21 protein-coding genes and 1 pseudogene are annotated in these 25,106 nt (G+C 51.2%); 1 reads left to right on the top strand and 21 read right to left on the bottom strand.

All coding sequences use genetic code 11. The features are described from left to right. Positions 1–139: 139 nt before the first annotated feature. The 5 genes from DB48_RS04330 to DB48_RS04310 form a co-directional block, all read right to left on the bottom strand. Positions 140–781 carry a hypothetical protein gene (locus DB48_RS04330; RefSeq protein ID WP_041509089.1) on the bottom strand — a complete coding sequence of 214 codons (642 nt, stop codon included), beginning with the start codon at positions 779–781 and terminating at the stop codon, positions 140–142. A gap of 351 nt (positions 782–1,132) precedes the next feature. Then, positions 1,133–2,404, bottom strand: a complete 1,272-nt coding sequence (locus DB48_RS04325) for a glutamate-5-semialdehyde dehydrogenase (RefSeq protein WP_041509088.1) — start codon at positions 2,402–2,404, stop codon at positions 1,133–1,135. A 42-nt stretch (positions 2,405–2,446) separates the two neighbouring features. Then, the gene (gene proB / locus DB48_RS04320) at positions 2,447–3,565 is read right to left on the bottom strand and encodes a glutamate 5-kinase (protein ID WP_041509087.1); all 1,119 of its coding nucleotides are present in this window, start codon (positions 3,563–3,565) and stop codon (positions 2,447–2,449) included. A 214-nt stretch (positions 3,566–3,779) separates the two neighbouring features. Continuing rightward, complete coding sequence (locus DB48_RS04315) at positions 3,780–5,069, bottom strand: NCS2 family permease (protein WP_041509086.1); 1,290 nt, start codon at positions 5,067–5,069, stop codon at positions 3,780–3,782. Positions 5,070–5,943: 874 nt separating this feature from the next. Then, positions 5,944–7,476: a M17 family metallopeptidase gene (locus tag DB48_RS04310; RefSeq protein WP_041509085.1), complete on the bottom strand. Its 1,533-nt coding sequence runs from the start codon at positions 7,474–7,476 to the stop codon at positions 5,944–5,946. A gap of 426 nt (positions 7,477–7,902) precedes the next feature. On the opposite strand from DB48_RS04310, the gene DB48_RS04305 reads away from it, so the two are divergent. Next, positions 7,903–9,363: an aminoacyl-histidine dipeptidase gene (locus DB48_RS04305; RefSeq protein WP_041509084.1), complete on the top strand. Its 1,461-nt coding sequence runs from the start codon at positions 7,903–7,905 to the stop codon at positions 9,361–9,363. A gap of 208 nt (positions 9,364–9,571) precedes the next feature. On the opposite strand, the gene DB48_RS04300 is transcribed toward DB48_RS04305, so the two are convergent. The 16 genes and pseudogenes from DB48_RS04300 to DB48_RS04220 all read right to left on the bottom strand — a co-directional run bounded on the left by DB48_RS04300 (position 9,572) and on the right by DB48_RS04220 (position 25,008). After that, complete coding sequence (locus DB48_RS04300) at positions 9,572–9,979, bottom strand: GFA family protein (protein ID WP_041509083.1); 408 nt, start codon at positions 9,977–9,979, stop codon at positions 9,572–9,574. Between the two features lie 118 nt (positions 9,980–10,097). After that, complete coding sequence (locus tag DB48_RS04295) at positions 10,098–10,676, bottom strand: hypothetical protein (protein WP_152619092.1); 579 nt, start codon at positions 10,674–10,676, stop codon at positions 10,098–10,100. Between the two features lie 434 nt (positions 10,677–11,110). Continuing rightward, on the bottom strand, positions 11,111–11,863 hold the full coding sequence (locus tag DB48_RS04290) for a hypothetical protein (protein WP_041509081.1): 753 nt from the start codon (positions 11,861–11,863) through the stop codon (positions 11,111–11,113). A gap of 261 nt (positions 11,864–12,124) precedes the next feature. Continuing rightward, on the bottom strand, positions 12,125–12,454 hold the full coding sequence (locus DB48_RS04280) for a hypothetical protein (RefSeq protein ID WP_041509080.1): 330 nt from the start codon (positions 12,452–12,454) through the stop codon (positions 12,125–12,127). 1,076 nt (positions 12,455–13,530) lie between these two features. Then, a complete protein-coding gene (locus tag DB48_RS04275; RefSeq protein ID WP_041509079.1) occupies positions 13,531–14,475 on the bottom strand; it encodes a carbon-nitrogen hydrolase family protein in 945 nt (314 codons plus the stop codon). Positions 14,476–15,174: 699 nt separating this feature from the next. Beyond that, positions 15,175–16,254: a DNA polymerase IV gene (dinB, locus tag DB48_RS04270; RefSeq protein WP_041509162.1), complete on the bottom strand. Its 1,080-nt coding sequence runs from the start codon at positions 16,252–16,254 to the stop codon at positions 15,175–15,177. Between the two features lie 190 nt (positions 16,255–16,444). After that, positions 16,445–16,912 (bottom strand): bacterioferritin, encoded by a 468-nt coding sequence (gene bfr / locus DB48_RS04265; RefSeq protein WP_041509078.1) that lies wholly within the window; start codon positions 16,910–16,912, stop codon positions 16,445–16,447. Positions 16,913–16,922: 10 nt separating this feature from the next. Continuing rightward, positions 16,923–17,396, bottom strand: coding sequence for a bacterioferritin (gene bfr / locus DB48_RS04260; protein WP_041509077.1), 474 nt, complete (start codon positions 17,394–17,396; stop codon positions 16,923–16,925). Between the two features lie 270 nt (positions 17,397–17,666). After that, on the bottom strand, positions 17,667–17,891 hold the full coding sequence (nqrM, locus tag DB48_RS04255; protein WP_011866671.1) for a (Na+)-NQR maturation NqrM: 225 nt from the start codon (positions 17,889–17,891) through the stop codon (positions 17,667–17,669). Between the two features lie 134 nt (positions 17,892–18,025). After that, positions 18,026–19,042 (bottom strand): FAD:protein FMN transferase, encoded by a 1,017-nt coding sequence (locus DB48_RS04250; RefSeq protein WP_041509076.1) that lies wholly within the window; start codon positions 19,040–19,042, stop codon positions 18,026–18,028. 104 nt (positions 19,043–19,146) lie between these two features. Further along, positions 19,147–20,394, bottom strand: a complete 1,248-nt coding sequence (gene nqrF, locus DB48_RS04245) for an NADH:ubiquinone reductase (Na(+)-transporting) subunit F (RefSeq protein ID WP_041509075.1) — start codon at positions 20,392–20,394, stop codon at positions 19,147–19,149. Positions 20,395–20,442: 48 nt separating this feature from the next. Continuing rightward, positions 20,443–21,051, bottom strand: coding sequence for an NADH:ubiquinone reductase (Na(+)-transporting) subunit E (gene nqrE / locus DB48_RS04240; RefSeq protein ID WP_011866674.1), 609 nt, complete (start codon positions 21,049–21,051; stop codon positions 20,443–20,445). A gap of 5 nt (positions 21,052–21,056) precedes the next feature. Next, positions 21,057–21,689 carry an NADH:ubiquinone reductase (Na(+)-transporting) subunit D gene (locus tag DB48_RS04235; RefSeq protein WP_041509074.1) on the bottom strand — a complete coding sequence of 211 codons (633 nt, stop codon included), beginning with the start codon at positions 21,687–21,689 and terminating at the stop codon, positions 21,057–21,059. Next, a complete protein-coding gene (locus DB48_RS04230; RefSeq protein ID WP_041509161.1) occupies positions 21,689–22,483 on the bottom strand; it encodes a Na(+)-translocating NADH-quinone reductase subunit C in 795 nt (264 codons plus the stop codon). Before DB48_RS04230 ends, DB48_RS04235 begins: the two co-directional genes overlap by 1 nt. After that, the gene (locus DB48_RS04225; RefSeq protein WP_041509073.1) at positions 22,476–23,675 is read right to left on the bottom strand and encodes an NADH:ubiquinone reductase (Na(+)-transporting) subunit B; all 1,200 of its coding nucleotides are present in this window, start codon (positions 23,673–23,675) and stop codon (positions 22,476–22,478) included. The genes DB48_RS04230 and DB48_RS04225 overlap by 8 nt, the downstream gene beginning before the upstream one ends. Then, a pseudogene (locus DB48_RS04220) lies at positions 23,675–25,008 on the bottom strand (Na(+)-translocating NADH-quinone reductase subunit A). The gene DB48_RS04225 and the pseudogene DB48_RS04220 overlap by 1 nt, the downstream one beginning before the upstream one ends. Between the last annotated feature and the right edge of the window lie 98 nt (positions 25,009–25,106).

Here is a 25,106-nt window from a genome sequence, read left to right as displayed (position 1 = left end):
GAGATAGATAAACCGACATAAAAAAGCAGACATAAAAAAGCAGACATAAAAAAGCAGACATAAAAAAGCAGACATAAAAAAGCAGACATAAAAAAACCGACCTGAGGTCGGTTTTTTTATCTGAATTCTAGTGCAATGATTAGTTGCGCACGTCGATTTCACCGACGCCCACGGAGACATACAGGTGATCATCGCTTGCCGCGCCTTGCTGATGATAGCTCTGGCTCACTAGGTTTTGATTCACCTCCAGGCGCTGACCGCCCTCACGAATGCTCACCTCGCCCACACCAGACTTGAGTGACACCTCTCCAAAGGTCGCCTGATGATTAATTTCGGCGCGTCCCACACCCAGCTCTACCTCTATGCTGGCACTGAGCCCTTCGACAGATACCTCACCGACACCGGCATCGACCTTTAACGCCGCATTACTGGGCAGATAGACACGCCACTTCTGGTTCACATCATCCTGATCCGCCAGTCTTAATACCAGCTTGTTACCATCGTCGAGGATATCGAACTTGGCCGAACTCACATCACTGTTCTGCCAGAAACCAAACCACTTAGAGTCGTTGGCCTTCACCAACACCTCGACCCGCACCTTGTCTTGATCGCCAGCAATCAACTCCGCCTGACCCACGTCCATGTCCAGAGTCACCTTCTGGCCGTGATAATCAAATTCATCATTTAGCGTGATGCTCGAGGCCGCCTGGGCTCCCGCACTCATCAAACCTACGACCAGACTTAAACCGACCAATGTCTTGTTAACCATGTTGTTTTTCATCTTATGCTCCGTAACCGATTCCCTGTGAGATTGATTAAGACAAAGCAAACAAGATGCCAAAACCATAAGATATTGTAGTTAAAGGATTTTAACTAAGATTCACTTTTCAACCTTGATGGCTTTCCCAAACAAGTTGTGAAATTCACCAAGGGGATTAGTTAATTTGCTCACTGGCTAAGCAAGACAAGAGAGCTAGATAAAAATGCCTGGTAAGAGAGCCTGATATGTTCCACATAAGGACGTCGAATGAAGGTGCCGATTCATTAGCGCAAAGGCAGTTTAACTGGAAGAAGGTTTAAAAATAAGAAAGGAGCCTGATGGCTCCTTTTTACGAAATGTATGGCTCTTAACTTAGCCGCGGGCGGTATAGTCGCCGACACCGATCCACTTATAGGTGGTGAGCGCCTCAAGCCCCATAGGTCCCCTCGCGTGCAGCTTCTGGGTCGATACCGCTACCTCGGCGCCCAAACCAAACTGGCCACCGTCGGTAAAACGGGTACTGGCGTTGACATAAACGGCCGCCGCATCCACCTCATTAATAAAGTGTGCCGTGGCATGTATGTTATCGCTCAAGATCCCCTCGGAGTGACCACTGGAGAAACGACGGATATGGGCGATCGCCTCATCGATATTCTCGACCACCTTAACCCCAAGATTAAGAGACAGCCACTCGTTACCAAAGGTCTCATCGCTCGCCTCGTGTGTGGCTACACCGGCATCCTCACCTATCGCCTTGGCCTGCTCACAGGCATAGAAACTGACGCCCAGGGCACTTAGGCGGGCGTAGAGTTGCGGCAAGAAGGCCTTGGCAAGGTCTCTATGGATAAGCACAGTATCCAGGGCGTTACACACGGTAGGACGCTGCACCTTGGCATTGGCGATCACCTCAATGGCTTTTAGCTGCTCCACCTCACTGTCGACATACAGATGGCAGATCCCTATGCCGCCTAAGATCACCGGAATGGTCGCCTGTTCGGCGCACAGACGCTGCAGATTTTGACCGCCGCGAGGCACTATCATGTCCACATACTTATCGAGCTTCAACAGACCCGAGACCAGGGCGCGGTCAGGGTCTTGGATCAGCTGCACCGCATCACAAGGTAGTCCCTGTTCGCCAATGGCCTCCCGGATGGCCTCACTTAATGCCAGGTTAGACGCCAGGGTCTCCTTGCCACCGCGTAATATCACGGCATTGCCCGTCTTCAGCGCCAGCACGGCGATATCCACGGTCACGTTGGGGCGCGCCTCATAAATAACCCCCAGCACACCCAGTGGCACCCGGCGGCGGGACAGACGCAGGCCATTGTCCAGCAGCTGGCTCTCAAGCTCGCTACCGATAGGGTCGGCCAGCGCCACCACATTTTCGATATCGGCGATAACCCCAGAGAGACGCACATCGTCCAGCAATAACCTGTCGATCATGGCGTCATTCAGGCCATTTTCTCGCGCCTTGGCCACATCCTGCTGGTTAGCCGCGACAATCTGCGCACTCTTATCGCTAAGCTTCTGGGCAATCGCCCTAAGCAGGTCGCGCTTCTGTTGTCCCGAGAGGCTCGCCATGGCGTAACTGGCGGCCTTGGCCTGCTCTCCGAGAGTGTTTAAATACTGCTGTTTATCGTCCATCGTTTCTGTTCCACTCATCTTTAATCTGCAAATCCCCTAGCCTTACAAGACCACCATGTCGTTACGATGCACTATGGCATCGCCGTAGTCGTAGCCCAGCAGCGACTCAATTTCATCGGAATGTTTACCGGCGATCTTTTGTAGATCTTTGGCGCTGTAACGGCTCATGCCTCTGGCATGTTCACGCCCCAGCTCGTCCACCAGCTGCAGGGTGGCACCGCGATCAAAGACGCCGCTCACCGACAAGATTCCCTTAGATAACAGGCTGCGCCCCTTAAGGGTCACGGCATTGATGGCGCCGCTATCCAACACCAGGCGCCCTTTCGTCGCCGGGCCCGCCAAGATCCACTGTTTACGACTCTCCAGCGGATTCTCCAGCGCGGTAAAATGGGTCCCCACCGGCAGCTTAACCACGGCATCTAAGATCACCTTAGGATGATGACCCGAGGCGATCACCACCTCGACCCCGGCGCGCCTGGCAATGTCCGCCGCCTGCAGCTTAGTCGCCATACCGCCCGTGCCCAGGCCGGAAACTGCGCCGCCCGCCAGGCTACGCAGGCTATCATCGATATTCACCACCTGCTTGATCAGCTTGGCGTCTGGGTTGGCCCTAGGATCGGCATCGAACAGCCCCTTCTGATCCGTCAGCAGGATCAGGAGGTCGGCATCACACAGCAGCGCCGCCCTTGCCGACAGGTTGTCGTTGTCGCCAACCTTGATCTCATTGGTCGCCACCGCATCGTTCTCGTTGATAATAGGAATGATGCCATTGGCCAGCAGGGCATTGAGCGAGTCTCTGGCATTGAGATAACGCTCCCTGTCGTGCAAGTCGGCGCGGGTCAGCAGCAGCTGGCCTACATGCAGCCCATAGATGCTAAACAGCTGTGACCAGGCGAGGATCAGCTGGCTCTGGCCCACTGCAGCAAGCAGCTGCTTGTTGGCGACCGTGTCCGGCAGTGTGGGATAACCTAAGTGTTCGCGCCCCGCGGCAATGGCGCCCGAGGTGCACAGCACCACTTCGACACCCGACTTCATCAGCTTAGCCATTTGTCTGGCCAGCTCAACCATATGCGCCTTATCCAGCTGGCGCGAGCCTGAGGTGAGCACACTGGTGCCCAACTTTACCACCACGCGGCGGTAGCCTATCTCACTTAAGTTCATTGACATATTGACAGAAAAAAACCGAACCCCAAGTTATACCCAATCCCCAGGGCAAATGGTAGCGGGGAAGATAAAAGATTAGAGCCAGTCTACCTTCCTTCAAATTTCCTTTAAAAAAAGCCCACAAAAAAGGCCATACATTGTATGACCTTTAATCACAGCCGAGCGAAACTCAACTTACGTCAAGCCCAGCTCCCATGAAACCTTAAAGCACTTAGCCATAGATGAACTTGGCCAGAAAGAGTGCCGCCAGTACCACCACGCCGACAGAGAGATCTTTATAGCGGCCGCTGAACAGTTTTATGGCCGCATAGGCGATAAAGCCCATGGCGATCCCCGTGGCAATAGAAAAGGTCAATGGCATCAGGATACAGACCACCACCACGGGCGCGGCCTCGGTCAGATCTTCCCAGTCCACATGCACCAGGCCAGACATCATCAAGATGGCGACATAGAAGAGGGTTCCCGCGGTAGCGTAGGCCGGCACCATGCCCGCCAGTGGCGAGATAAACAGCGACAGCAGGAACATGACTCCCACCACCACGGCGGTCAGTCCGGTGCGGCCACCGGCGCTTACCCCGGCGGTGCTCTCGATATAACTCGTGGTGGTTGAGGTGCCCAACATGGCACCGGCTATGGTTGCTGTGCTGTCGGCAGTCAGGGCGCGGCCGAGACGCGGCAACCTGCCTCTGTCATCGAGGAAACCGCCTCGCTGCGCCACGGCCACCAGGGTACCCGAGGTATCGAACAGATCCACAAACAGAAAGGCAAACACCACCGAAAGCATGCTGATCTCGAGCACGTTGGCGAGATCCATCTTCATGAAGGTGGGCGCAATCGAAGGTGGCGTCGAGATCATGCCGTTATACTGCACATCCCCCAACAAAAGCCCCAACGCGGTGATCCCCAAAATGCTGATGATCACCGCCGACTGATAGCCTCTGTGTACCAGGGCGATAATGATAAAGAAGCCCAACACAGACATCACGGCCGGCAAGGCGGTCACATCGCCCATGGTCACCAGGGTCGCGGGGCTGGCCACCACTATGCCGGCGCTCTTGAGGCCGATCAGCGCCAGAAACAAGCCGATACCGGCGGCGATCCCCAGGCGCAGCGACATAGGAATGCTGTTGACAATCCATTCACGGATCTTCACCAGCGACAATATCAAAAAGCAGATCCCGGAAAGGAATACCGCGCCCAGGGCCGTCTCCCAGCTATAGCCCATCTCGCCAACCACCGTATAGGTGAAGAAGGCATTAAGCCCCATGCCCGGCGCCAGGGCGATAGGGTAATTCGCCACTATGCCCATCACCAGGCAGCCCACGGCGGCGGCCAGGCAGGTCGCGACAAAAACGGCGCCATGGTCCATGCCGGCATCGGCCAACATCATGGGGTTGACGAAGATGATATAGGCCATGGTTAAAAAGGTGGTCATCCCGGCCACCACTTCTTGTTTTAGCGTTGTCTGGTGCTCGGTTAACTTAAATACTTTTTCTAACATGGAACGAGGTTCCTTGATTTAATTATGGTTTATTTAGGTAGGGTAAGGGTTGAAACCAAGTTAACGACTTGATAACAAGCGACGATTATATACGCAATAATCGCGCAAACGCGAGCCAGTTTAGAGCCATGACTCGAGAGGATGGCATAAAGGTGATCTACGCCAGATTTATCGCCCGAATGACGAGGCGCCAATGGCAAATTTCAGGTAAAAAAAAGCCTGCTCAAGGAGCAGGCGAGACATGTTTCAAGTGTTCCGAAAGGAAAGAGTTACCGCGCTAGCGGGTTACACTGGCCTACCACTCAAAGAGCAATAGACAACTTGAGTCTAAAAATCCCCAAATGGGGTAAGGTTGATGGATGATGCAACTACTTTAATCGAGTGAACCAGGTTCAAACGACTTTAGGGGTAGTTAGCCCTTGAAAGTCATAGCGTACAGACCACCGCGTAGTGAATCGGTACAAAACCAAGTATTCTGCCAATAAACGTGCTGAATTCCTGTATAAGACATAGTCAATAACTCCTAACAAAGTTGAAAAATTAATCTCTAGTGAAACTTGGCAGGCCTTCATCTTCAGGCTGGTGCCGCAGTCAACTTGTCGCTCGGTTCCTTGGAGAGTTATCCATCCTGGATAGACTTTGAGGTGGAAGACACTGTGTCTAACCAACGAGAGCCATTATAGATAAATGTAGTTTTATTACAAGCTTTTTTTCTATATTTTTTAAAAAACCCTTCAAAATGTAATTTTACTACATCAAACACCGATTCCCGACCCGGTCAAGATCACGCTTTTAAACCCTATTGTGATCCTGCAACAAAAAAAGGGCAACCCCATGGTTGCCCTCGTCAAATTTTAACCCTGCGAGTGGCTGATCAGCCGCGGATCATCTGACACAAACTGACAAGTGGCGCCGCCGTCGGCGTGCCATAAAGCGGATCGCCCTCGGTGGCGCTACCGGCAATATCCACATGGGTATAGGCCATCGGCTTGTCACTCGACAGGCCGTGGGCCTCTAGGCCAGAAGCCTTCAACAGGAAGGCCGCCGGATACTGGTGTCCCCTTGCCGTCACCGACGAAGGCGCGTTATTAGATGACAACAGATCCGCCGCGCCAGAGGGATCGACAATCTTCTGATAGTCGTCGCGGCGCAGGCGTGACACCTCTATCGGCTCGCCCCAGGCCTCACTGATCCCTTGCAGGCTGTCGCCTACCTGCTGCTGCCGCGCCACGGCATTTTCGACCACGGCGGTATAACCACCGTAGGCGCGCACCACATGGCCGGTGAGGGTAGCCACCGAGAACAACTGAGGCGCCACCGCCTCCTGGGCCTTGAGCCTGAGGTGCGACAGGAGATCGGCCAGCACCAGGCGCCCCTCGGCGTCAGTGTTGCCTATACGCACCCGCACACCGGCGTGGCTGGTGATGATCTCATCGGTCACGAAGGCCTCGCTGCCTATGCTGTTGCGCACCAGCCCGAGCTCGGCGACCACACGCACCCCCTTGGGTTTTAGCATCGCCAGCGTCTTCATCAGACCGGCAACTGCGGCCGCACCGCCCTTGTCCCGGCTCATTCCGGCCATGGCACCGCCCACCTTAAGGTCGGCTCCTCCCGTGTCATATACCACGCCCTTACCGGCAAAGAAGTAGCTGCGCTCGATAGGCCCCTCGGCTTTGTACTCTAGCTTAACCACTCTAGGCTGATGTCTTGAGACGGCAAAGGAGGCGCGCCCCACGGCGCTCAGCAGCGGATAGTCGCGCTCGAGCACGTCTCTGTCTTCCACCACTGACATAGTTAGGCCAAGCCCTTGCAGCCCATCGACACAGTATTGGGCGAAGGCAGGGGCCGACATACGCTCGGGCTCGGTGCCGCAAAGGTCACGCGCCAAATGCTTGCCCGCCTCGATGGCACTAAGCAGCTCGGCCGCCTTCTCGTCTACCAGCAGACCGATCTGTGAGATGTTGTCCATCTCGCCAAGGGCCTCACGGCGCTCCAGCGACTGCCACAACGCCTGGGCACAGCCCAGCGCGGCGACGCCCATAGATTGCTGATACCTTGCCTGAGTCGATGGCGTGACGATCAGCAGTGGACGTCTGGCGCCTGCATCGAAGGCCACCTTTATCCCCTGACGGGCGGCATCACTATATCCGCGAACATCCTGTATATCACTGTCGCTGTCGGCGACTGGCGCCACAATCAGGCGGCCACCGGCCAGCCCGGGAGCAAATAATAATGTGGTCGAGCGCCCTACCCTGGCATCCACCTGGGCACCATGGCTGGCCAGCATGGCCAGCTCCTCCTGGGCAATGGCCTCTATGCCATGGGTCACCAAGACCACGGCATCCCACGCGTTATCGTCAAAAATGGCTTCTGAATCTGTTACATCTATAAATTGAACCCCAGTCATGCCTCATCCTTTTCATCTAGCAGTTTTTCGGTCTTAGCCGAATCGATTGGCACCCATAAATCATGTAGTGCCCCTACCTATGACAGATCTTTGCCTGTCTATCGTAATGATCAACCTTACCCACGAATACGATAGCCGGTTGCAAATTCTGTGGCCGGTCACCCATATGTTGAGGGCTGGGCTAAGGCCATGTCAGGCAAGGCTTAATCGTCGTGAGAGTTGGCATTATTCTCCTATCTGACGCCAATGCCAAATGAAAATATTGATGCCGAGCCTCAAGGTGGCAACTAAATATGACACTCAAGCATCAGGATGCCTTGTCTCCTGGTTGTCACTCCTCACGGCAAATGCCCCCGCCTGCCTAGAGTCTATGATAGACTATCGCCAAATTAGACCTCAAAGACCTTTATTACAGAGGAGTTGTCCGTGAGCACATTAAGTCAATTGCAACCTCAGGCACTTTGGCAGTGGTTTGAACAGATCTGCGCCATTCCCCACCCTTCTAAGCATGAGCAGGCGCTAAGCCAATACATCCAAAACTGGGCCAAAGACAAACAACTCAGCGTTGTCGAAGACAAGGTCGGTAACCTGATCATCAAGAAGCCGGCGACTCCTGGCATGGAAAACCGTAAGGTCGTCGCCCTGCAGGCCCATATCGACATGGTGCCGCAGAAAAACGCCGACAAGGTGCACGACTTTGAGAAAGATCCCATTGAAGCCTATGTAGACGGCGACTGGGTCAAGGCCAAGGGCACCACGCTCGGCTCTGACAACGGCATCGGCATGGCGTCGGCCCTGGCGATTCTCGGCAGCGACGACATCCCTCACGGTCCACTGGAAGTCTTACTGACCATAGATGAAGAAGCAGGCATGACAGGCGCCTTTGGCCTGGAAGCCGGTTACCTAGATGCCGAGATCCTGATCAACACAGACTCAGAGCAGGAAGGCGAGATCTACATGGGCTGCGCCGGTGGCGTCGATGCTCAGATCACTGTGCCTATGGTATGGCAGGCGGCCGAGCCGAGCCTATCGACCTACACCCTCACCCTATCGGGGCTTAAGGGCGGTCACTCAGGGGTGAACATTCACCTGGGCCGTGGTAATGCCAACAAGCTGTTAGCGCGCTTCCTGTTTAACCATGCCGACGAGTTGGCCCTGGAGCTCACCAACTTCAGCGGCGGTTCACTGCGTAACGCCATCCCACGTGAGGCGAGCGTCAGCTTCATGCTGCCAAGCGAAAACCTGCCACGCCTCGAGGCCCTGATGCAGGAGTACACGGCGCTGATTCGTCAGGAACTGGCCATCGCCGACCCTGACATGCTGCTGACCCTTAGCGAGATCCCGGCCGCCACTCAGGTGATGAGCGAAGCCACTCAGCAGACCCTTATCGACCTGCTACACGCCTGCCCTAACGGCGTGATGCGTATGAGTGATGAGATCCAAGGCGTAACCGAGACCTCGCTTAACGTTGGCGTGATCACCACTGAAGGCGAATCGGTAAGTATTCTCTGCCTCATCCGCTCGTTGATCGACTCGGGCCGCGAAGAAGTTGAAGGCTACCTGACCGCCCTGAGTAACCTGGCCGGTGCCGAGGTGGAGTTCAGCGGCGCATACCCAGGCTGGAAGCCAGACAGCAGCTCTCCTGTGATGGCGATTGTGAAAGACACCTACGAGTCTATCTACAACAAGGAACCGGTTATCATGGTTATCCACGCGGGTCTGGAGTGTGGCCTGTTCAAGAAGCCCTACCCAGAGATGGATATGGTCTCTATTGGCCCCACCATCCGCTTCCCACACAGCCCAGACGAGATGGTGTTAATCGAGACCGTCGAGCAATACTGGAAGCTGCTCCTCGCCGTGCTGGAACGCATTCCAGAAAAAGCATAAATAGATAGCGTAACTAGGTTATCGATGAGAAAGGCGTCTAACGAGACGCCTTTTTTGTTGGCAAATGAATATTGCGTCGATGCCGCATTAGACGATCAAGGCCTTACGTAACGAACGCCAGCATTAACTCACAATGTTATGAATAGTCTACGGCAGGTACAGTGCGTGGGAGCAGCAAATGCCGAGAAATCCTATTGGTTAAATTGGGTTAAGGCTGCTTATCGTAAACGGCAACGCCTTCGGGGATGGTAAACCAGCTTTGCTTCTCGCTGACCCAGACATGAGCGGTAGGCGCAATAAGGCTGGTATCAGACAGATTCGACGGCTTGAGTTTAATCTTACTGGGATCTTTAGGGTCGAAATGATAGATGCGGTTGCCGCAGGTGGGACAAAACTTAGCGCCACTGATGTTGCCGCTATCGGCCACACGGCTCCACTCGGCCATCTCTCCCTGAAACACTATGCTATCGCTATTCACCATCGCCGTGATGCTAAAGGCGCTGGTTGAGAGCTTCTGACACTCCTTACAATGACATGCCACCACCATCAAAGGCGCCGAATGCAGCTCATAAGTTACACCGCCACACTGACACGCCCCTTTCACCGGATACTCCATTTCCATCTCCATTGGTTGTAAAACGCTAGCGCCATTCTACTCCTCAATAGCGCATTTAAAAACAAGGAGCCATGCTGCGCAAAGGCAGATTATCTTGACTAAACACCACAGTCACTTGTTAGCTGCCACTACCAGCCTTTTTCCATTCAGGATTAATATTTTGCGAAGTAGCATCCACAAACTGGGTAAGCTTAGCCCCTAAAAATAGATATTCGATAGAATGTGGTTTAAAGTCCAAATCCCCTTTGAATCCTAATCCACTCTCTTCTATTTTTGAATAGCCTTCATAAGGAACACTTCTTAGGTTTTTTAACTCGTAAAATCCATCTTTCCATTCAAACCTAAATCCCTCGAATGCCCCCAATTCTGATGTTCCTAGAATGTGCTTTTTACCATCCTTAGAAGATACGATGGTAATTTGAGGTTCTTTTTTATCTTTATTTGCGTCAATACCAAATAGAATATATTGGTCTCTATTCTCGTTCCAAACCCGATACATAGCCCCTGATTCATTTGACGATTCAAAATCTAGTCTTTGGACTTTTAAGAACATAGTGAAATAACAATCATCACCACAGTGCACTAAAAATGAGTTTAATTCAGCTTTACCGGCAGGTGTGTCATGTTCGCTTGGAAAAAGAGTTTGAGCACTCGCTGTGTGGGCAATCAAACAAAAAATTAAAATAAGCTTTTTCATAAAAACATCCTTGCTGTTAAACATGGCAGCTAACGCTTTGCTAATGGGCAGCCGAAACGCAATGTAGGCTGTCCAGTGGAGGCCACGCGTTTTGTGGCCGAAACGAAACTAAGCAACTTGTTATGCATTTACTTTAACCTTTGGCACCTTAAGTCGCATACACAATAGAACCATTAAACCGCACATTAAACCAGTAGCTAAAGAACCGCTTAGGCCTACATTTATGAAAAGCGGTTTGATCAAAAGAGCACTGACTACAGCCGGAATGAATAATATTGCCACCCATTTTAGGCTTACATATAACTGGATGGGTTTAGTGCATTTTGGGCAAACTTTAGATTTGCCAAATTTGTTCATTTCTTTTGAAAATACGCTTACTGATTCGAAACAATGTGGACACTTCATGTGCTACCTCCTTGTAAATGTATAACGCTTCAAACAGCGGCGCAGCTCTGCTGCGTCTGGCTACTTTGACTTGTTATGCCTTTGGCGTGTTTAAAATGTTCCTTCTTTGCTTTTAATGAGGCAATCTTTTTTTCGATAGTCCAACTAGCCATCTTGCGCTGAGATTCTTCAAACTCAGTTATATGAGACCAATAATCCCTATGGTGTGCTTTATTAGGAGATTCGATAATGTCTTCAACGATGCGAAATAGGCTTTGAAAAGCTTCTTTATGTCGGTAAAGGTCAACAACAGAAATTGCCTGAACCTTTGTGGTTAAAGCTGAGTTGACCTTAGTGTTATTTGAATTAAGTGCGACCTTCCACTGACCGTGGGCGATCTTGTTTCTCAGAAGGCTAGGATCATAAATATAATGGTCTATCAATGACTCGATTTTTTGACGCGTGTTAGCGACATGACCACTACTTTTACCTTGAACTTTTTGAAGAGATAGCTCGACACACTTTTTCCAAGCATCCACGATATTTTTCTTTCCTCGATATTTTACTTGTGAAATCTCATCGAGGGTCAGTCCATCAGGTGTGTGGATTACTTTCGAGAATACAGCTTCAGCGAATGCACAGTAGACTTGAGCTAGCAATTTGGTGTGAATTTCAGCTGTAGAATTATCGCCGCTAGAGTAAGCAGCATTGATGGTTTTGTTAATGTGCTTCCATGCCTGCTCCAAAGCTCTAACGTTCTCTGTTTGGGCAGCAAAGACATCAAGTCTATCTTGTTCTAGCATTCATCCAATCCAAGGTAGGTAAAAAACACTTGCTGAAAATGCTCTTTACCTACCCGGAATCGAACCGGGATCCCACTCAAAGAGTGGTGCCTTTCCAAATTAGACGACAGGTCCACTTGCATTTTCAATTGTTCCGCCAAATGTGTCAACTCATGATTGAGGCATAACGCCCGCAATAAGGGGCTGATAATGCTTGGCTATACTTGTGAAGCGAAGCGGAACTAAGCCAAGCGTTAGCAGTCCCATCACTTGATGCGCTTGTTATGTAGCGTTTAATACTTGAACCATTTTACGCATTTTGTCTTTATTAATTTCACCAACTAAGTACGGGTTAGCAATGGCATAAATATAATCCTCAATTGCTTCGTAGTTTAAGTCAGCTCTGCACTCCACAAAATTTGCCCATTGCTCTAGTTCATCAGCAGTAATTTGGTCCGTGAGATACATAGTAAGTACGCTCTCTAAAACGGATTTAGATACAACAAAATATTCGACTTCTGAGTCGAAGCCATACTTTGCTAATGCAGAATATGCATTTTCTCTATCGGTCCCGAAAGTTACTATTTGTTCTAATGCTTCTGTTCGATTCATATCTAGCTACATAACATTTTATTAGTGCGCATGCGCGTTTACCTCGTTGGGCCAGTGAAAACGAGCACAGTTAACTATCTGTATGTAATGAACTTATCAGCATATTGCCGCTTTTCATATAAGTAATCCATCTGGGAAAACGCGCATGCGCGTTTTCCAAACCTATTATCTATTCAATAAATAGCCTAAGCAATTGATTTTAAAGATATAAATTTTACCTTAAATGAGAAAATGCGCACGAGCATAGAACGAAAATCGTTCAAAATCCGAATGATTTTAATATGACTGTATACTGATCCAGTTTTTTGATAGGGAGGAGTGGATTGCATCACGCGGGTTTAGCGATGAAAACTTCTAAGCCAGAAATTCGATTTGTTACTGGCCCACCGACAACTTGTTAACTCATTTTGGGCACAAATAACCCAGCCTTTAGGTTTGCTACTCGTACCAAAATACCGCTAAATCGAAGAGACGTTGGATATCCAGTGTAAACACGTTTTTGGCTCTCGGCGGCATGGACGCCGCCATGAAGCGTATAGGGATATATTCACAGCGTGCCAAAAACGTGTTTGCACATAAGCCCACCGCAGGTGATAGATAACCATGAAGGTACAACTTTCAATTACCTCTCCAACATCCCTGCAGATCAAAAGACGCGCAGCGTGTCACGGGCGTATCTGTACATACGTCGTTCTTTCACATCAGACCCATAGGGATATGGGAAATGTCGGCCTGATATCGGGAGCATCACTGACCCTGTGATCACGACATTCTTACTTCCATATACAGCACCCGCCGGGCAGGCGTTAGGTTGCAATGAAGCGGTGGGGTTCAAGCATCTTTCCAACAAGCATTGCGATACAAGCTTCAACTGGCAAACGACGTCCACCAAAGGTGATGAGTAAGATAAGCCCTCAACCTAGCAGCAATGAGGAAAGTCGTGCAATCCACCAGATAAACGCATTCAAGCCCACTAGGATTACAATTAAGCGTTAGTGCGACGCTAAAACCTAATCGCCATAAAAGCTAATCCCTTTAAAAGCTAGACCTCACAAAACTAAACCCACAAGAAACGGCTAGTTCTTTTCCTTAAAAACCGTCGGGGCGCGCCGGGTCCTATCTACACTCAGCTCAAACACATCAGGCCGTGAATAGTGCCCGGCCACATCCAGAGCGCGTTTGGCGGCCACCGCCTGCTGCGCATCGATCTCCACTATCAAGCAGCCTTTCTCTTTCGACAGCGGCCCGGAGACTATCTCACCGCTTGGCGAAATCAGCGCAGAGTCCCCAGGATTGATCCAGGCTTCATCGGCCGGATAGAGCCGGTCGACGTCGGGAAAATCATCCGGGAGGTCCTGCCGTTCTAGGGCGACGCCACAGGATATCACCCAGCACTTACCCTCTCTGGCGATGTGCTGCATTGTGCCTATCCAAGCCGCGCCGCTATCGTAGGTCGGCGCGATATAGATCTCTACGCCTTGGGAGTAGAGCGCGTACCTGGCAAGGGGCATATAGTTCTCCCAACAGATTAGGCTGCCGATTCTGCCCACAGGGGTATCGACCACATTCAATCCATGGCCGTCCCCCATCCCCCAGACCATACGCTCGGGATTGGTCGGCATGAGTTTACGGTGATGATTAACAATCTGACCTTGGGGATCTATGGTGACGAGGGAGTTGTAGAGGGTGGCACGGCTGTTGGCATTGTCTCTCTCGTTAATGCCGCAGACGAGGGTGACGGCGTTTCGTTTAGCCGCCGCTTGCAGCGACTCAAGATCATCCGACGATAGGTCGACGGCATTTTGCAGTAACCTGGCATGTAACTCTTCACAGATCCCCCAGTCGCCGCCCGGCCTGAGGCGCCAGATCCATGCCGGGTAGCCGGGAATGAAGGCTTCGGGAAAAACAATCAACTCAGATCCCTGAGCCGATGCCGAGTCTATCAGGGCCACCGCCTTGGCAATAGTGCCCTGCTTGTCCAGCACACAAGGCGCCTCTTGAATGATAGCTACCTTCTTCATAGATCAATCCTTTTCATCAGGAATGGAGGTAACCCTCAGTATAGTTTGCCCACCCCCAAGTTTCGTAAAATCCCCCCCTCAGATGACCCAAGCCCCAAAAGCAATCTATGCCAAACTGTTGGAAATAAAAAAGGTCTAATCGAAGAGATAGATAACCCGGTGTAGATACGTCGGTGAGCTTCCGAAACAGGACCACTCTTTGACATCCATGTCACCGCGGCATTCGTGAGTCCATTAACATCAGATGTTTCGGCAGAGTCTAAAGGGACTTATTCAAATAACATCCGTATTTAAATGCCAGTTCGGCATCCATGCCTCTCGTTCGTGAGCACGAAGCTGCGCTTCACTCACCGTCTCACAGGCGTATCTGCACAACCCTCGCCGGGCAGGCGTTAGATAGGAGTGAAGGCATGACCCTCAACTCATTTAACAGATGAGGATATCGCCAAATGACAATCAAGCAAACTAAGGGAATGTCAAACCTTCATTCCAAGGCCAACCCACTTTGGGACAAAAATCAGTTAGATTTCGCAGAGCCCACATGGAAGTGCTCGTGGCTAGCCAAAATAGTGTTTGCACATAAGCCCACCGCAGGTGATAGATAACCATTAAGGTTAACCCTTTAAATTCGCCAAAAAGTTACAATGCAGCCAGCGGCTACTTCAAAAAAGAAATGTCTAGCCTTCATTTCAAGGTGCGCTAAAACCCGAGATCCATCTGCGCACCATGCTCGGCCTCATCCAGCCCGGCATGAGCAAGCTCACTCTCGAGCCCGACGGAGACCCCCAGCAGGCGAATACCGCGGCCGGCACGGCGCTCCAGTGCCTGGCTGAGCAGGTCGTAAAACAGCTTCACCGATACCTCGTCGCTACGCTGCTCTATGGTGGTCTGTTTGAAATCATCAAACTTAAGCTTAACCACCTGCTTATGAATGCGCCGCGACTTGGCGCTGCGACCGATGCGCCCAGACAGCTCTTGGATAAGCTGGGGCATCACCGCCTGGCACTGCTCATAGGTATAGATATCTTTGGCGAGCGTGGTCTCTACCCCTACCGATTTGCGCTCCCTATGCGGGGAGATGCCGCGGGGGTCTATTCCCTGCGCCCTGTCGTAAAGTACGCCACCAAACTTGCCGAAGCGCTCCGCCAGACTCTGACGGCTGCAGGCCTGCACGTCGGCGCAGGTGTTGAGCCCCATGGCTTCCAGCTTAGCGGCCGTCACCTTGCCGACGCCGGGTATCTTAATCAGCAGCAGGGTCTTCACAAATTCGGGGATCATCTGTGGAGTGATCACATACTGGCCGTTAGGCTTGTTGAGATCCGAGGCGATCTTGGCCAGAAACTTCACCGGTGCGATACCGGCGGAGGCGGTGAGTCCGGTAGCCTCGAAGATCTCCCGACGAATCGCCTCGGCAATTAATGTGGCCGAGCCCTGATGCCGGGTACAATCGCTGACATCCAGATAGGCTTCATCCAGCGACAGCGGCTCGATTAATTCTGTGTAGCGGGCAAACACCTCACGGATCTGCGCCGATACCTCCTTGTAGACTGACATGCGCCCGGGTACCAGAATGAGATCCGGGCAAAGCTTGAGGGCATAGGCGGAGGCCATGGCCGAGCGCACACCAAACTTGCGCGCCTCGTAGTTACAGGTGCTGATGACGCCGCGGCGATCGCTGCGTCCGCCCACGGCGATGGGCTTGCCCCTAAGCTCGGGAAAATCACGCATCTCGACCGCCGCAAAGAAGCAGTCCATGTCTACATGAATAATCTTTTTCACCTTAATACCTCCATCGCCAAGAATACTGTACATTTAAACAGTATTCAATCACTTCCCGAGCGGTTGATAGCCTAAGCTCGAATAGCAGCCAATAAGGCATTGAATGACAGACAGCAAAAAGCCACCCTAAGGTGGCTTTGTCTCGATTTCATCTTGGATGGCTAAGATGACGCGGCGCGCCTTGGGCCGCTTACATCTTAGACTGAAGGTAATTCTGCAGGCCAATCTTGTCGATGAGGCCTAGCTGTTTCTCTAGCCAGTACATATGGTCAGATTCGGTCTCTTCCAGTAACACCTCTAGCAGCTCACGTGAGACGTAATCTTGTTTCTCCTCGCACAGGGCGATGGCTTCACGCAGGTTAGCCGCCACCTGATACTCGTAGTTGAGGTCGTTCTGCAACATCTCCTGGGGATCTTTACCTATGTTCAGCGCCTCGCGACTGGCGACATCCGGCTTGCCCTCGAGGAACAGGATGCGCTGTACCAGCTTCTTGGCGTGTTCACGTTCGTCGTCAGACTCATGGGAGATACGCTCGTGCAGCTCGTCAAGGCCCCAGTCTTCATACATCAAGCCGTGGACGAAATATTGATCCATCGCCGACAACTCACCGGTGAGCAGCTTATTGAGGGTGTCGATCACTTCCTGATTGCCTTTCATTCTTCTCTCCCTATTCCGACTCTATCTGCGACTGCAGGTAATTCTGAATTCCTGTCATCTTAATGAGATCTTGCTGGGCCTCGATCCAGTCCAGATACTCCTCCTCATCTTCGAGCAGGTCTTCGAGGATCTCACGGCTCACATAATCCCGCTCCTGCTCACACAGGGCGATCACACTGCGCAGCTCAACCAGCTGCTCTTCGAGCATGGTCTTGTCACACTGCAACATCTCCTCGGGATTCTCGCCTATACGCAACTTCTCAAGTTGTTGCAGGTTAGGGAGCCCCTCGAGAAACAGCACCCGCTCGATCAACTTGTCGGCATGCTTCATATCTTTGATCGACTTCTTGTAGCACTTCTCGTTGAGCTCTTCCAGACCCCAATTCTTGTACATGCGTGCGTGCAAAAAGTACTGGTTAATGGCCGTCAATTCGAAGGTCAGTATCTTGTTTAACTGACGAATGACGTTCGGATGACCCTTCATTTGATCTCCTTAGTAAGATTTGATCTAAATCAATATTTAAGCCTAGAGCAATTTTCACCCAATTACAAATAAACATTAAGTTTCAATCAGTTACCAAAGAAAATCATTCTCATTCGCGCTTTGATTAGCAAGATGATTAAAGACAATGAATCCAGAGTGTTAAGGACGATAGCCGAAAAAGATGGGGCTTGAGGTAGGCGTGAGCAGAAAAACGGGGTAACAAAAAAGGCCCCAAATGGGACCTTTAGTTCAGACGCTCACTGGCGTTCGCTAGATAATACGATCTTTGGCCAGCTTCTCGCGACGAGCCTCTTCTTCGGCCATCTTCGCCTTACGCTTATCGCATGGGTCGTCACAGTCACAGGCCTTCTCGATACCGAGGGCACCCAGACCACCACAGCTGCCGGCGACCGCCTTCTGCTTCACCAAGTAGCCGATAGACATAAGAACAAAAAACAGTAGCAATACCACAAAAGCCGCTAAAAAAGTGCTCATCACTGACTCCAGATACACATAAGTCACTGCTGCGCTTATGTGTCTAACTATTTGACTAGCTATTCAACTAACATTTTAGAATGCGCCCGGCCACCATGTTTAAACGGGCCCGCGCACCAGTGGCGCCTATTCTATCACAAACCCACGTAGGGCTTAAAGGCATCGCTATAGTAGACCTTGAAGCCTTGCGCTTGCTTCTCGATCAACATGACGGCCAGATGCTCACGCTCGGCCAGAGTCAGCGAAGCCTGGGTACCCAGCACCATCATGGCGGTGGCATAACCGTCGGCTATCATGCTCTCCTTGGCCAGCACGGTAACTGAGGCCAGCTTATGGTCGATAGGATAGCCATTACGGGGATCGATAATATGGGTAAAGCGCTGCCCCTCTTCCTCGTAATAGTTGCGATAGTCGCCAGAGGTTGCCATGGCCATATTGCCCGGCTCAATCACCTGCTGCACCACGCGCTCATCTTCATCTGGCTGCTCGACGGCGATCACCCAGGGGCTGTCATCGGCCTTGACGCCATAGAGGCTGATCTCGCCGCCTATCTCCACCAGATAGCCTTTGGGGTGATACTTGCTAAGCAGGCTGGCCACCTTGTCGACCCCAAAGCCCTTGGCGATGGAGGAAAGGTCAACGTAAAGTGCCGGATTAGTCTTGCTCAGCTTGAGGCCATCGACCTCTAGGTATTGGATACCCGTCTTGGCCTTGGTCGCGGCAATCAGCTCGGCGCTCGGCACGCGAGTCGGGCGCTTATCGGGTCCGAAGCCCCAGAGGTTCACCAGCGGGCCTAGGGTGATGTCCAGCGCGCCATCTGTCTTACGATAGAGGTTGATACCCGCCTGCACCACCTTGGCCGTATCGGGGGATACCACCAGGCTAGATTCGAGGGTCATCTGATTGAAGCGCGATAGCTCAGAGTCTTTACGGTAGGTAGACATCTGATCGTTCACCTGCTCCAGCGCCAGGTCGATCTCCGCCTGGAGGAGCTGCTCGTCGGGCATCTGTTTATCGCCGACAAATTTGATGTGATAGGTGGTGCCCATGGTCTGTCCAGACATAGCAATCATCTTGACAGGTTGGCTACAGGCCGAAATAAAAAAGGCTAGTCCCGCCAGGACTAACCCCTTGATAAAGGTCTTATACATATTGACCATTGTCCTTAATGATAACCCGGTAACACACTCCCTAAGGGCCATTGGCGCCTTAGGGAGCACGATAATCACGGCAATAATATCACAAGAATGATTGCTTAGCCGCCGAAGTCATCCAGCAGGATGTTTTCATCTTCAACGCCAAGATCTTTAAGCATGCCGATAACCGCCGCGTTCATCATTGGAGGTCCACACATGTAGAACTCACAATCTTCTGGCGCTTCGTGGTCACGTAGGTAGTTTTCATACAGTACATTATGGATGAAGCCTGTGTAACCATCCCAGTTATCTTCAGGTTGTGGGTCAGACAGGGCCACGTGCCATACGAAGTTATCATTCTCGGCCGCCAGGCCATCGAAATCTTCAACGTAGAACATCTCACGCTTAGAACGCGCACCGTACCAGAAGCTCATCTTACGCTTAGACTTAAGACGCTTGAGCTGGTCGAAGATGTGTGAACGCATTGGTGCCATACCTGCACCACCACCGATGAATACCATCTCGGCATCGGTGTCTTTCGCGAAGAACTCACCGAATGGACCAGAGATAGTCACCTTGTCACCAGCCTTCAGGCTCCAGATGTATGAAGACATCTTACCGCAAGGCAGAGACAGGTTACGTGGAGGCGGTGTCGCGATACGTACGTTCAGCATGATGATACCTTCCTCTTCAGGATAGTTCGCCATTGAGTACGCACGGATTGTCTCTTCGTCTACCTTAGACTCCAGCTTGAAGAAGCCAAAGTGCTCCCAGTCACCACGGTATTCTGCTGGTACGTCGAAATCGGCGTACTTAACATGGTGCGCAGGCGCCTCGATCTGAATGTAACCACCGGCACGGAAAGGCACAGACTCGCCATCAGGGATAGCCAGCTTAAGCTCTTTAATGAAGGTTGCCTTGTTATCGTTAGAGATAACTTCACATTCCCACTTCTTGATACCGAAGATCTCTTCTTCCAGTTCGATCTCCATATCTGACTTAACGTTGACCTGACAAGACAGACGACAACCGTTACGGGCATCGCCCTTAGAGATATGGTCGAGTTCTGTTGGCAGAATATCACCGCCACCAGACTTAACGATTACCTTACACTGGCCACAAGAACCACCGCCACCACAAGCCGACGATACGAAGATACCGTTATCAGCCAGTGCGCCCAGTAATTTGCCGCCCGCAGGTGTTTTAATTGCTTTATCTGCATCTTCGTTGATGCCGATAGTAATATCGCCACTCGGAACCAGTTTTGATTTGGCGAACAGAATCACCAATACCAAGACCAGTACGATGGCTGTAAACATACTCACACCGAGGTATACATCGATTGGAGTAGATTCAATAATACCCATTAACTTATCCTTAAAGGTTCAAAATCAGAAGCCGTTAAGGTGTCTCTATTACAGAGACACACCTGAGAACGACATGAAACCTAGCGCCATCAAACCCGCAGTCACGAAGGTAATACCTAGACCACGCAGACCATTAGGGACATCAGCATATTTTAACTTCTCACGGATACCGGCCAGCAGCACAATCGCAAGTGCCCAACCGATACCTGAACCTATGCCGAACACTAAACTTTCACCCAGGTTGTAGTCACGCTCAACCATGAAAGAAACCGCACCGAAAATCGCACAGTTTACTGTGATCAGCGGTAGGAAGATCCCCAGCGCGTTGTATAGCGGTGGGAAATACTTATCCAATGCCATCTCAAGGATTTGAACCAGCGCCGCGATCACACCGATGAAGGTGATGAACTTAAGGAAGCTCAGGTCTGCATCGGGTACGCCAGCCCAGGCCAAGGCGCCCGGTGCCAAAATACCCTGATAGATGATTTGGTTAACAGGTACTGAAATTGCCAATACCACGATTACGGCAACACCTAAGCCCATGGCCGTGGTGACTTTCTTAGACACAGCCAAGAAGGTACACATACCAAGGAAGAAGGATAACGCCATGTTTTCAATGAAAACAGAACGGATTAATAGACTAATATAATGTTCCATTACGCTTATCCTTTTGCTTCAACTTGCTCTGGCTTGATGGTACGGATAATCCAGATCAACGATGCAATCAGGAAGAACGCACTTGGTGGCAGCAGGAGCAGACCGTTTGGCTGATACCAGCCACCGTCAGAGATCTTGCTTAGGATCTCGACACCAAATAGCGAACCGTTACCAAACAATTCACGCACGAAGCCAACTGACAACAAGATGGCACCATAACCCAGACCGTTACCGATACCGTCCATGAAGCTCATCATAGGTGGCGTCTTCATAGCGTAAGCTTCGGCGCGACCCATTACGATACAGTTGGTGATGATCAGACCCACGAATACCGACAGCTGCTTAGCCACGTCATAGGCGTAAGCTTGCAGTACCTGGTCAACCACGATCACCAGTGAAGCGATAATGGTCATCTGAACGATAATACGCACACTGCTTGGAATGTGGTTACGTATCATTGAGATGAACAAGTTAGACAAGGCCGTTACGGCAGTCAGAGCGATGGTCATTACCAACGCGGTTTCCATCTTACTGGTTACCGCCAGGGCACTACATACACCCAGGATCTGCAACGCAATCGGGTTGTTACTAATGATAGGTCCAGTCAGAACCTGTTTAAGTTCTTTTGCGTCAGCCATTAGCTAAGCCCTCCGTTGCGCGCCTTTTCAAGAAAACGTGCAAAACCTTCTTTACCCAACCAGAAATCCAGTGAGTGCTGTACACCGTTACTGGTCAGTGTTGCACCAGATAGTGCGTCAACACCGTGAACTGTCTCTGCAACGGCAGGGTTCTTAGTGACTTTGATAGCCAGGTTGCCTTGGTCATCATAAAGCTTCTTACCCTTCCACTTGGCTATCCACTTAGGATTCTGTACTTCACCACCCAGACCAGGTGTTTCACCCGAACCGGTAAAGTCGTAGTAAACCAAGCTGCGAACCGTGTTCAGATCAGACTCAACCGCCAGGAAGGCATACATGGTTGACCACAGACCATAACCCTTAACAGGAATGATCACCGTCTGCAGTGCGCCAGCGTCATCGCGTACCAGGTAAATCACGCCCTTGTTCGCCACACGCTTAACAGAAGCGATATCGTTCTCAGGCTTGAAAGAGGTCTCTACAGTACGAGCCGCCTTTTCGGTGTCGAATGTGTTGGCATCGCCTTCAACCCAGTCGCCAGACTTAAGGTCAACCAGCTTAGCTTCTACATACTTGTCATAAGTCTTGAGGATCTCAGCCTTGCTGACTTCACCAGACTTAGTGTCTACCAGGCCAGCGGCTTCAAGAATGTACTTTTGCTTATCAAGCAATTTGTTTTCTTGCTGAGTTGGCTTAAGCAGTACGGCCGCAGTAGAAACGAATACCGAACAGATAAAACATAATCCAACAACAACAAACAGCGTTCTACCGAACGAATCTTTATTACTAGCCACGAGCAATCCTCCGCTTGATATTCGCTTGAACCACGAAGTGGTCGAATAGCGGCGCAAATAGGTTGGCAAACAGGATGGCCAACATCATACCTTCTGGGAAAGCAGGGTTAATGACACGGATGAATACGGCCATAGCACCAATCAAAATACCGTACGCCCACTTCGCTTGGTTGGTGAAAGACGCAGAAACTGGGTCAGTCGCCATAAACATCATACCGAAGGCAAAGCCACCCAGCACCATGTGCCAATACCAAGGCATTGCAAACATTGGGTTAGTGTCGCTACCGATCGCGTTAAGCAGCAGTGATACGGCAATCATACCGACCATCACACCACCAACGATGCGCCATGATGCGATACGGGTGTAGATGATCACCAGACCACCCAGCAGAATCGCCAGAGTAGAAACTTCACCAACAGAACCAGGAATGAAGCCTAGGAAGGCATCCCACCAAGCTTGGTTAAAGCCATATTCCAGTGTGCCCTGTGCCGCTTGGCTCAGCGCCGTCGCACCAGAGAAACCGTCTGCAACTACCCAAGTGGTGTCGCCAGACATGTTCAGCGGGTAAGCGAAGAACAGGAAGGCACGACCGGCCAATGCTGGGTTAAGGAAGTTACGTCCGGTACCACCGAAGATCTCTTTCGCCACGACCACACCGAAGGTGATACCTAGTGCGACCATCCATAGCGGAATGGTTGCCGGTAGCGTCAGGGCAAACAAGATAGAGGTAACGAAGAAACCTTCGTTAACTTCGTGACCACGCACTGTGGCGAACAGGACTTCCCAGATACCACCCACGGCGAAGGTCACCGCGTAGATAGGCAGGAACCAACAGGCGCCATACCACATCAGGGCAGCCACACCAGAGTCAGCCGTCAGTTCGGTACCGAACAGGCCAAACAGAGCCACCTGCCAGGTATCAGGCGTGGCAAAGCCAGCCATCAGGGCTTCTTGTGCCTGAAGACCTACGTTGTACATACCCACGAACATCGCAGGGAATGCACAGGCCCAAACCGTAATCATCATACGCTTCAGGTCTAAGTTATCACGCACATGGGTACGACCCTTGTTTACGTGACCTGGGGTATAAAATACCGTGTATGCCGCTTCGAACAGCGCATACCATTTCTCGTATTTCCCGCCCTTTTCAAACTGGGGTTCAATACTTTTGAAAAACTGTTTCAAGCCCATTAGCCTTCCCTCACAATCGTATCTAGGCAGTCGCGTAGGTACGACGCGTAGTCATACTTACCAGGACATACGAAAGTACATAGTGCCAAATCTTCTTCGTCTAACTCTAACGCGCCTAAGGCAGCTGCGCCGTCGGTATCGCCTGACACTAGGTCACGCAATAGCATGGTAGGAAGAATGTCGAGAGGCATAACGCGCTCATAGTTGCCGATAGGCACCATGGCACGATCAGAGCCCCCTGTACTGGTCGTCATGTTAAACAGACGAGACGGTGACAGGTGCCCCAGGAAAGCGCGCGTGATAGAGAACTTGTTAGCACCAGGCATTGCCCAGCCAATAAATTCTTGATCGCGGCCTTCTTCAAGCAGAGAAACCTGGTTAAAGAAACGTCCCAAGTAGGCGTGTGGGCCGGTCGCTGTCTTACCAGAAAGCACAGAACCTGCGATAACGCGTACATCACCGTCGGCAGCCTCACCGGCAGTAAGCTCGGTAATAGAAGCACCGCTCTGAGTACGAACGAGTCTAGGCTTAAGCGCCTTAGGACCCGCAACCGCTACCACGCGCTGAGTGTTTAGCTCACCAGTAGTAAATAGTTGACCGATTGCGATCACATCTTGGTAGCCAACATGCCAAACGGTACGCTTAGCCGATGCAGGCAGAACAAAATGGATATGAGTGCCAGCTAGACCCGCAGGGTGCGGACCGGCAAACTCTTCGACTTGTGCGTTGGCCGCAGGAATATCGGCTCCTGGTGCCTTACACAGATACACCTTACCTTCTGTCAATCGTGCAAGGACTCTTAAGCCATTGGCAAAGTCTTCCTTGTGCTCGTTAATGATAACGGCAGGATCGGCAGCAAGCGGTTGGGTATCGATAGCGGTCACAAAAATACCGGCAGGCGTTGAGTCAACTGCTGGTGCTTTGCTGAAAGGACGCGTACGCAATGCAGGCCACATACCTGACTCGATCAGGTTGTCGCGTACAAGTTGCGGCTCTAGGGTGTCTAACGCTGCGGCATCGTACTTAGCGAAGGAAACGCTGTCGTCTCCCTCTACGTCGATCACGACAGACTGAAGAACACGCTGGGCGCCCCGGTTAATTTCTGAGAGGTGCCACTGGCTAAAGCAGTATATTTAACGCCAGGATTCTTTTTGTCTTCAAAAATCACCTGACCCTTCTGCACTTTATCACCCACTTTGATCTTCATCGTGGGGCGCAGGCCAATATACTCTTCACCCAAAGTAGCTACGTGTTTAATGGCTGGGCCATTATGGATAACTTGCTCTGGTCCGCCTGTTATAGGCAGGTCCAATCCTTTCTTTATTGTAATCATATCCACAAGCACTACGTTTATGAAGGAAAGATAATGCGTCGCGTTCCTGCTAAATGAGATAGATTTCAAACATCAGCTATCGCATTGAGCTAGCGCAG

The organism is Shewanella sp. cp20 (assembly GCF_000832025.1).
Lineage (GTDB): Bacteria > Pseudomonadota > Gammaproteobacteria > Enterobacterales > Shewanellaceae > Shewanella.
This window is presented reverse-complemented; position numbering and strand designations above follow the sequence as displayed.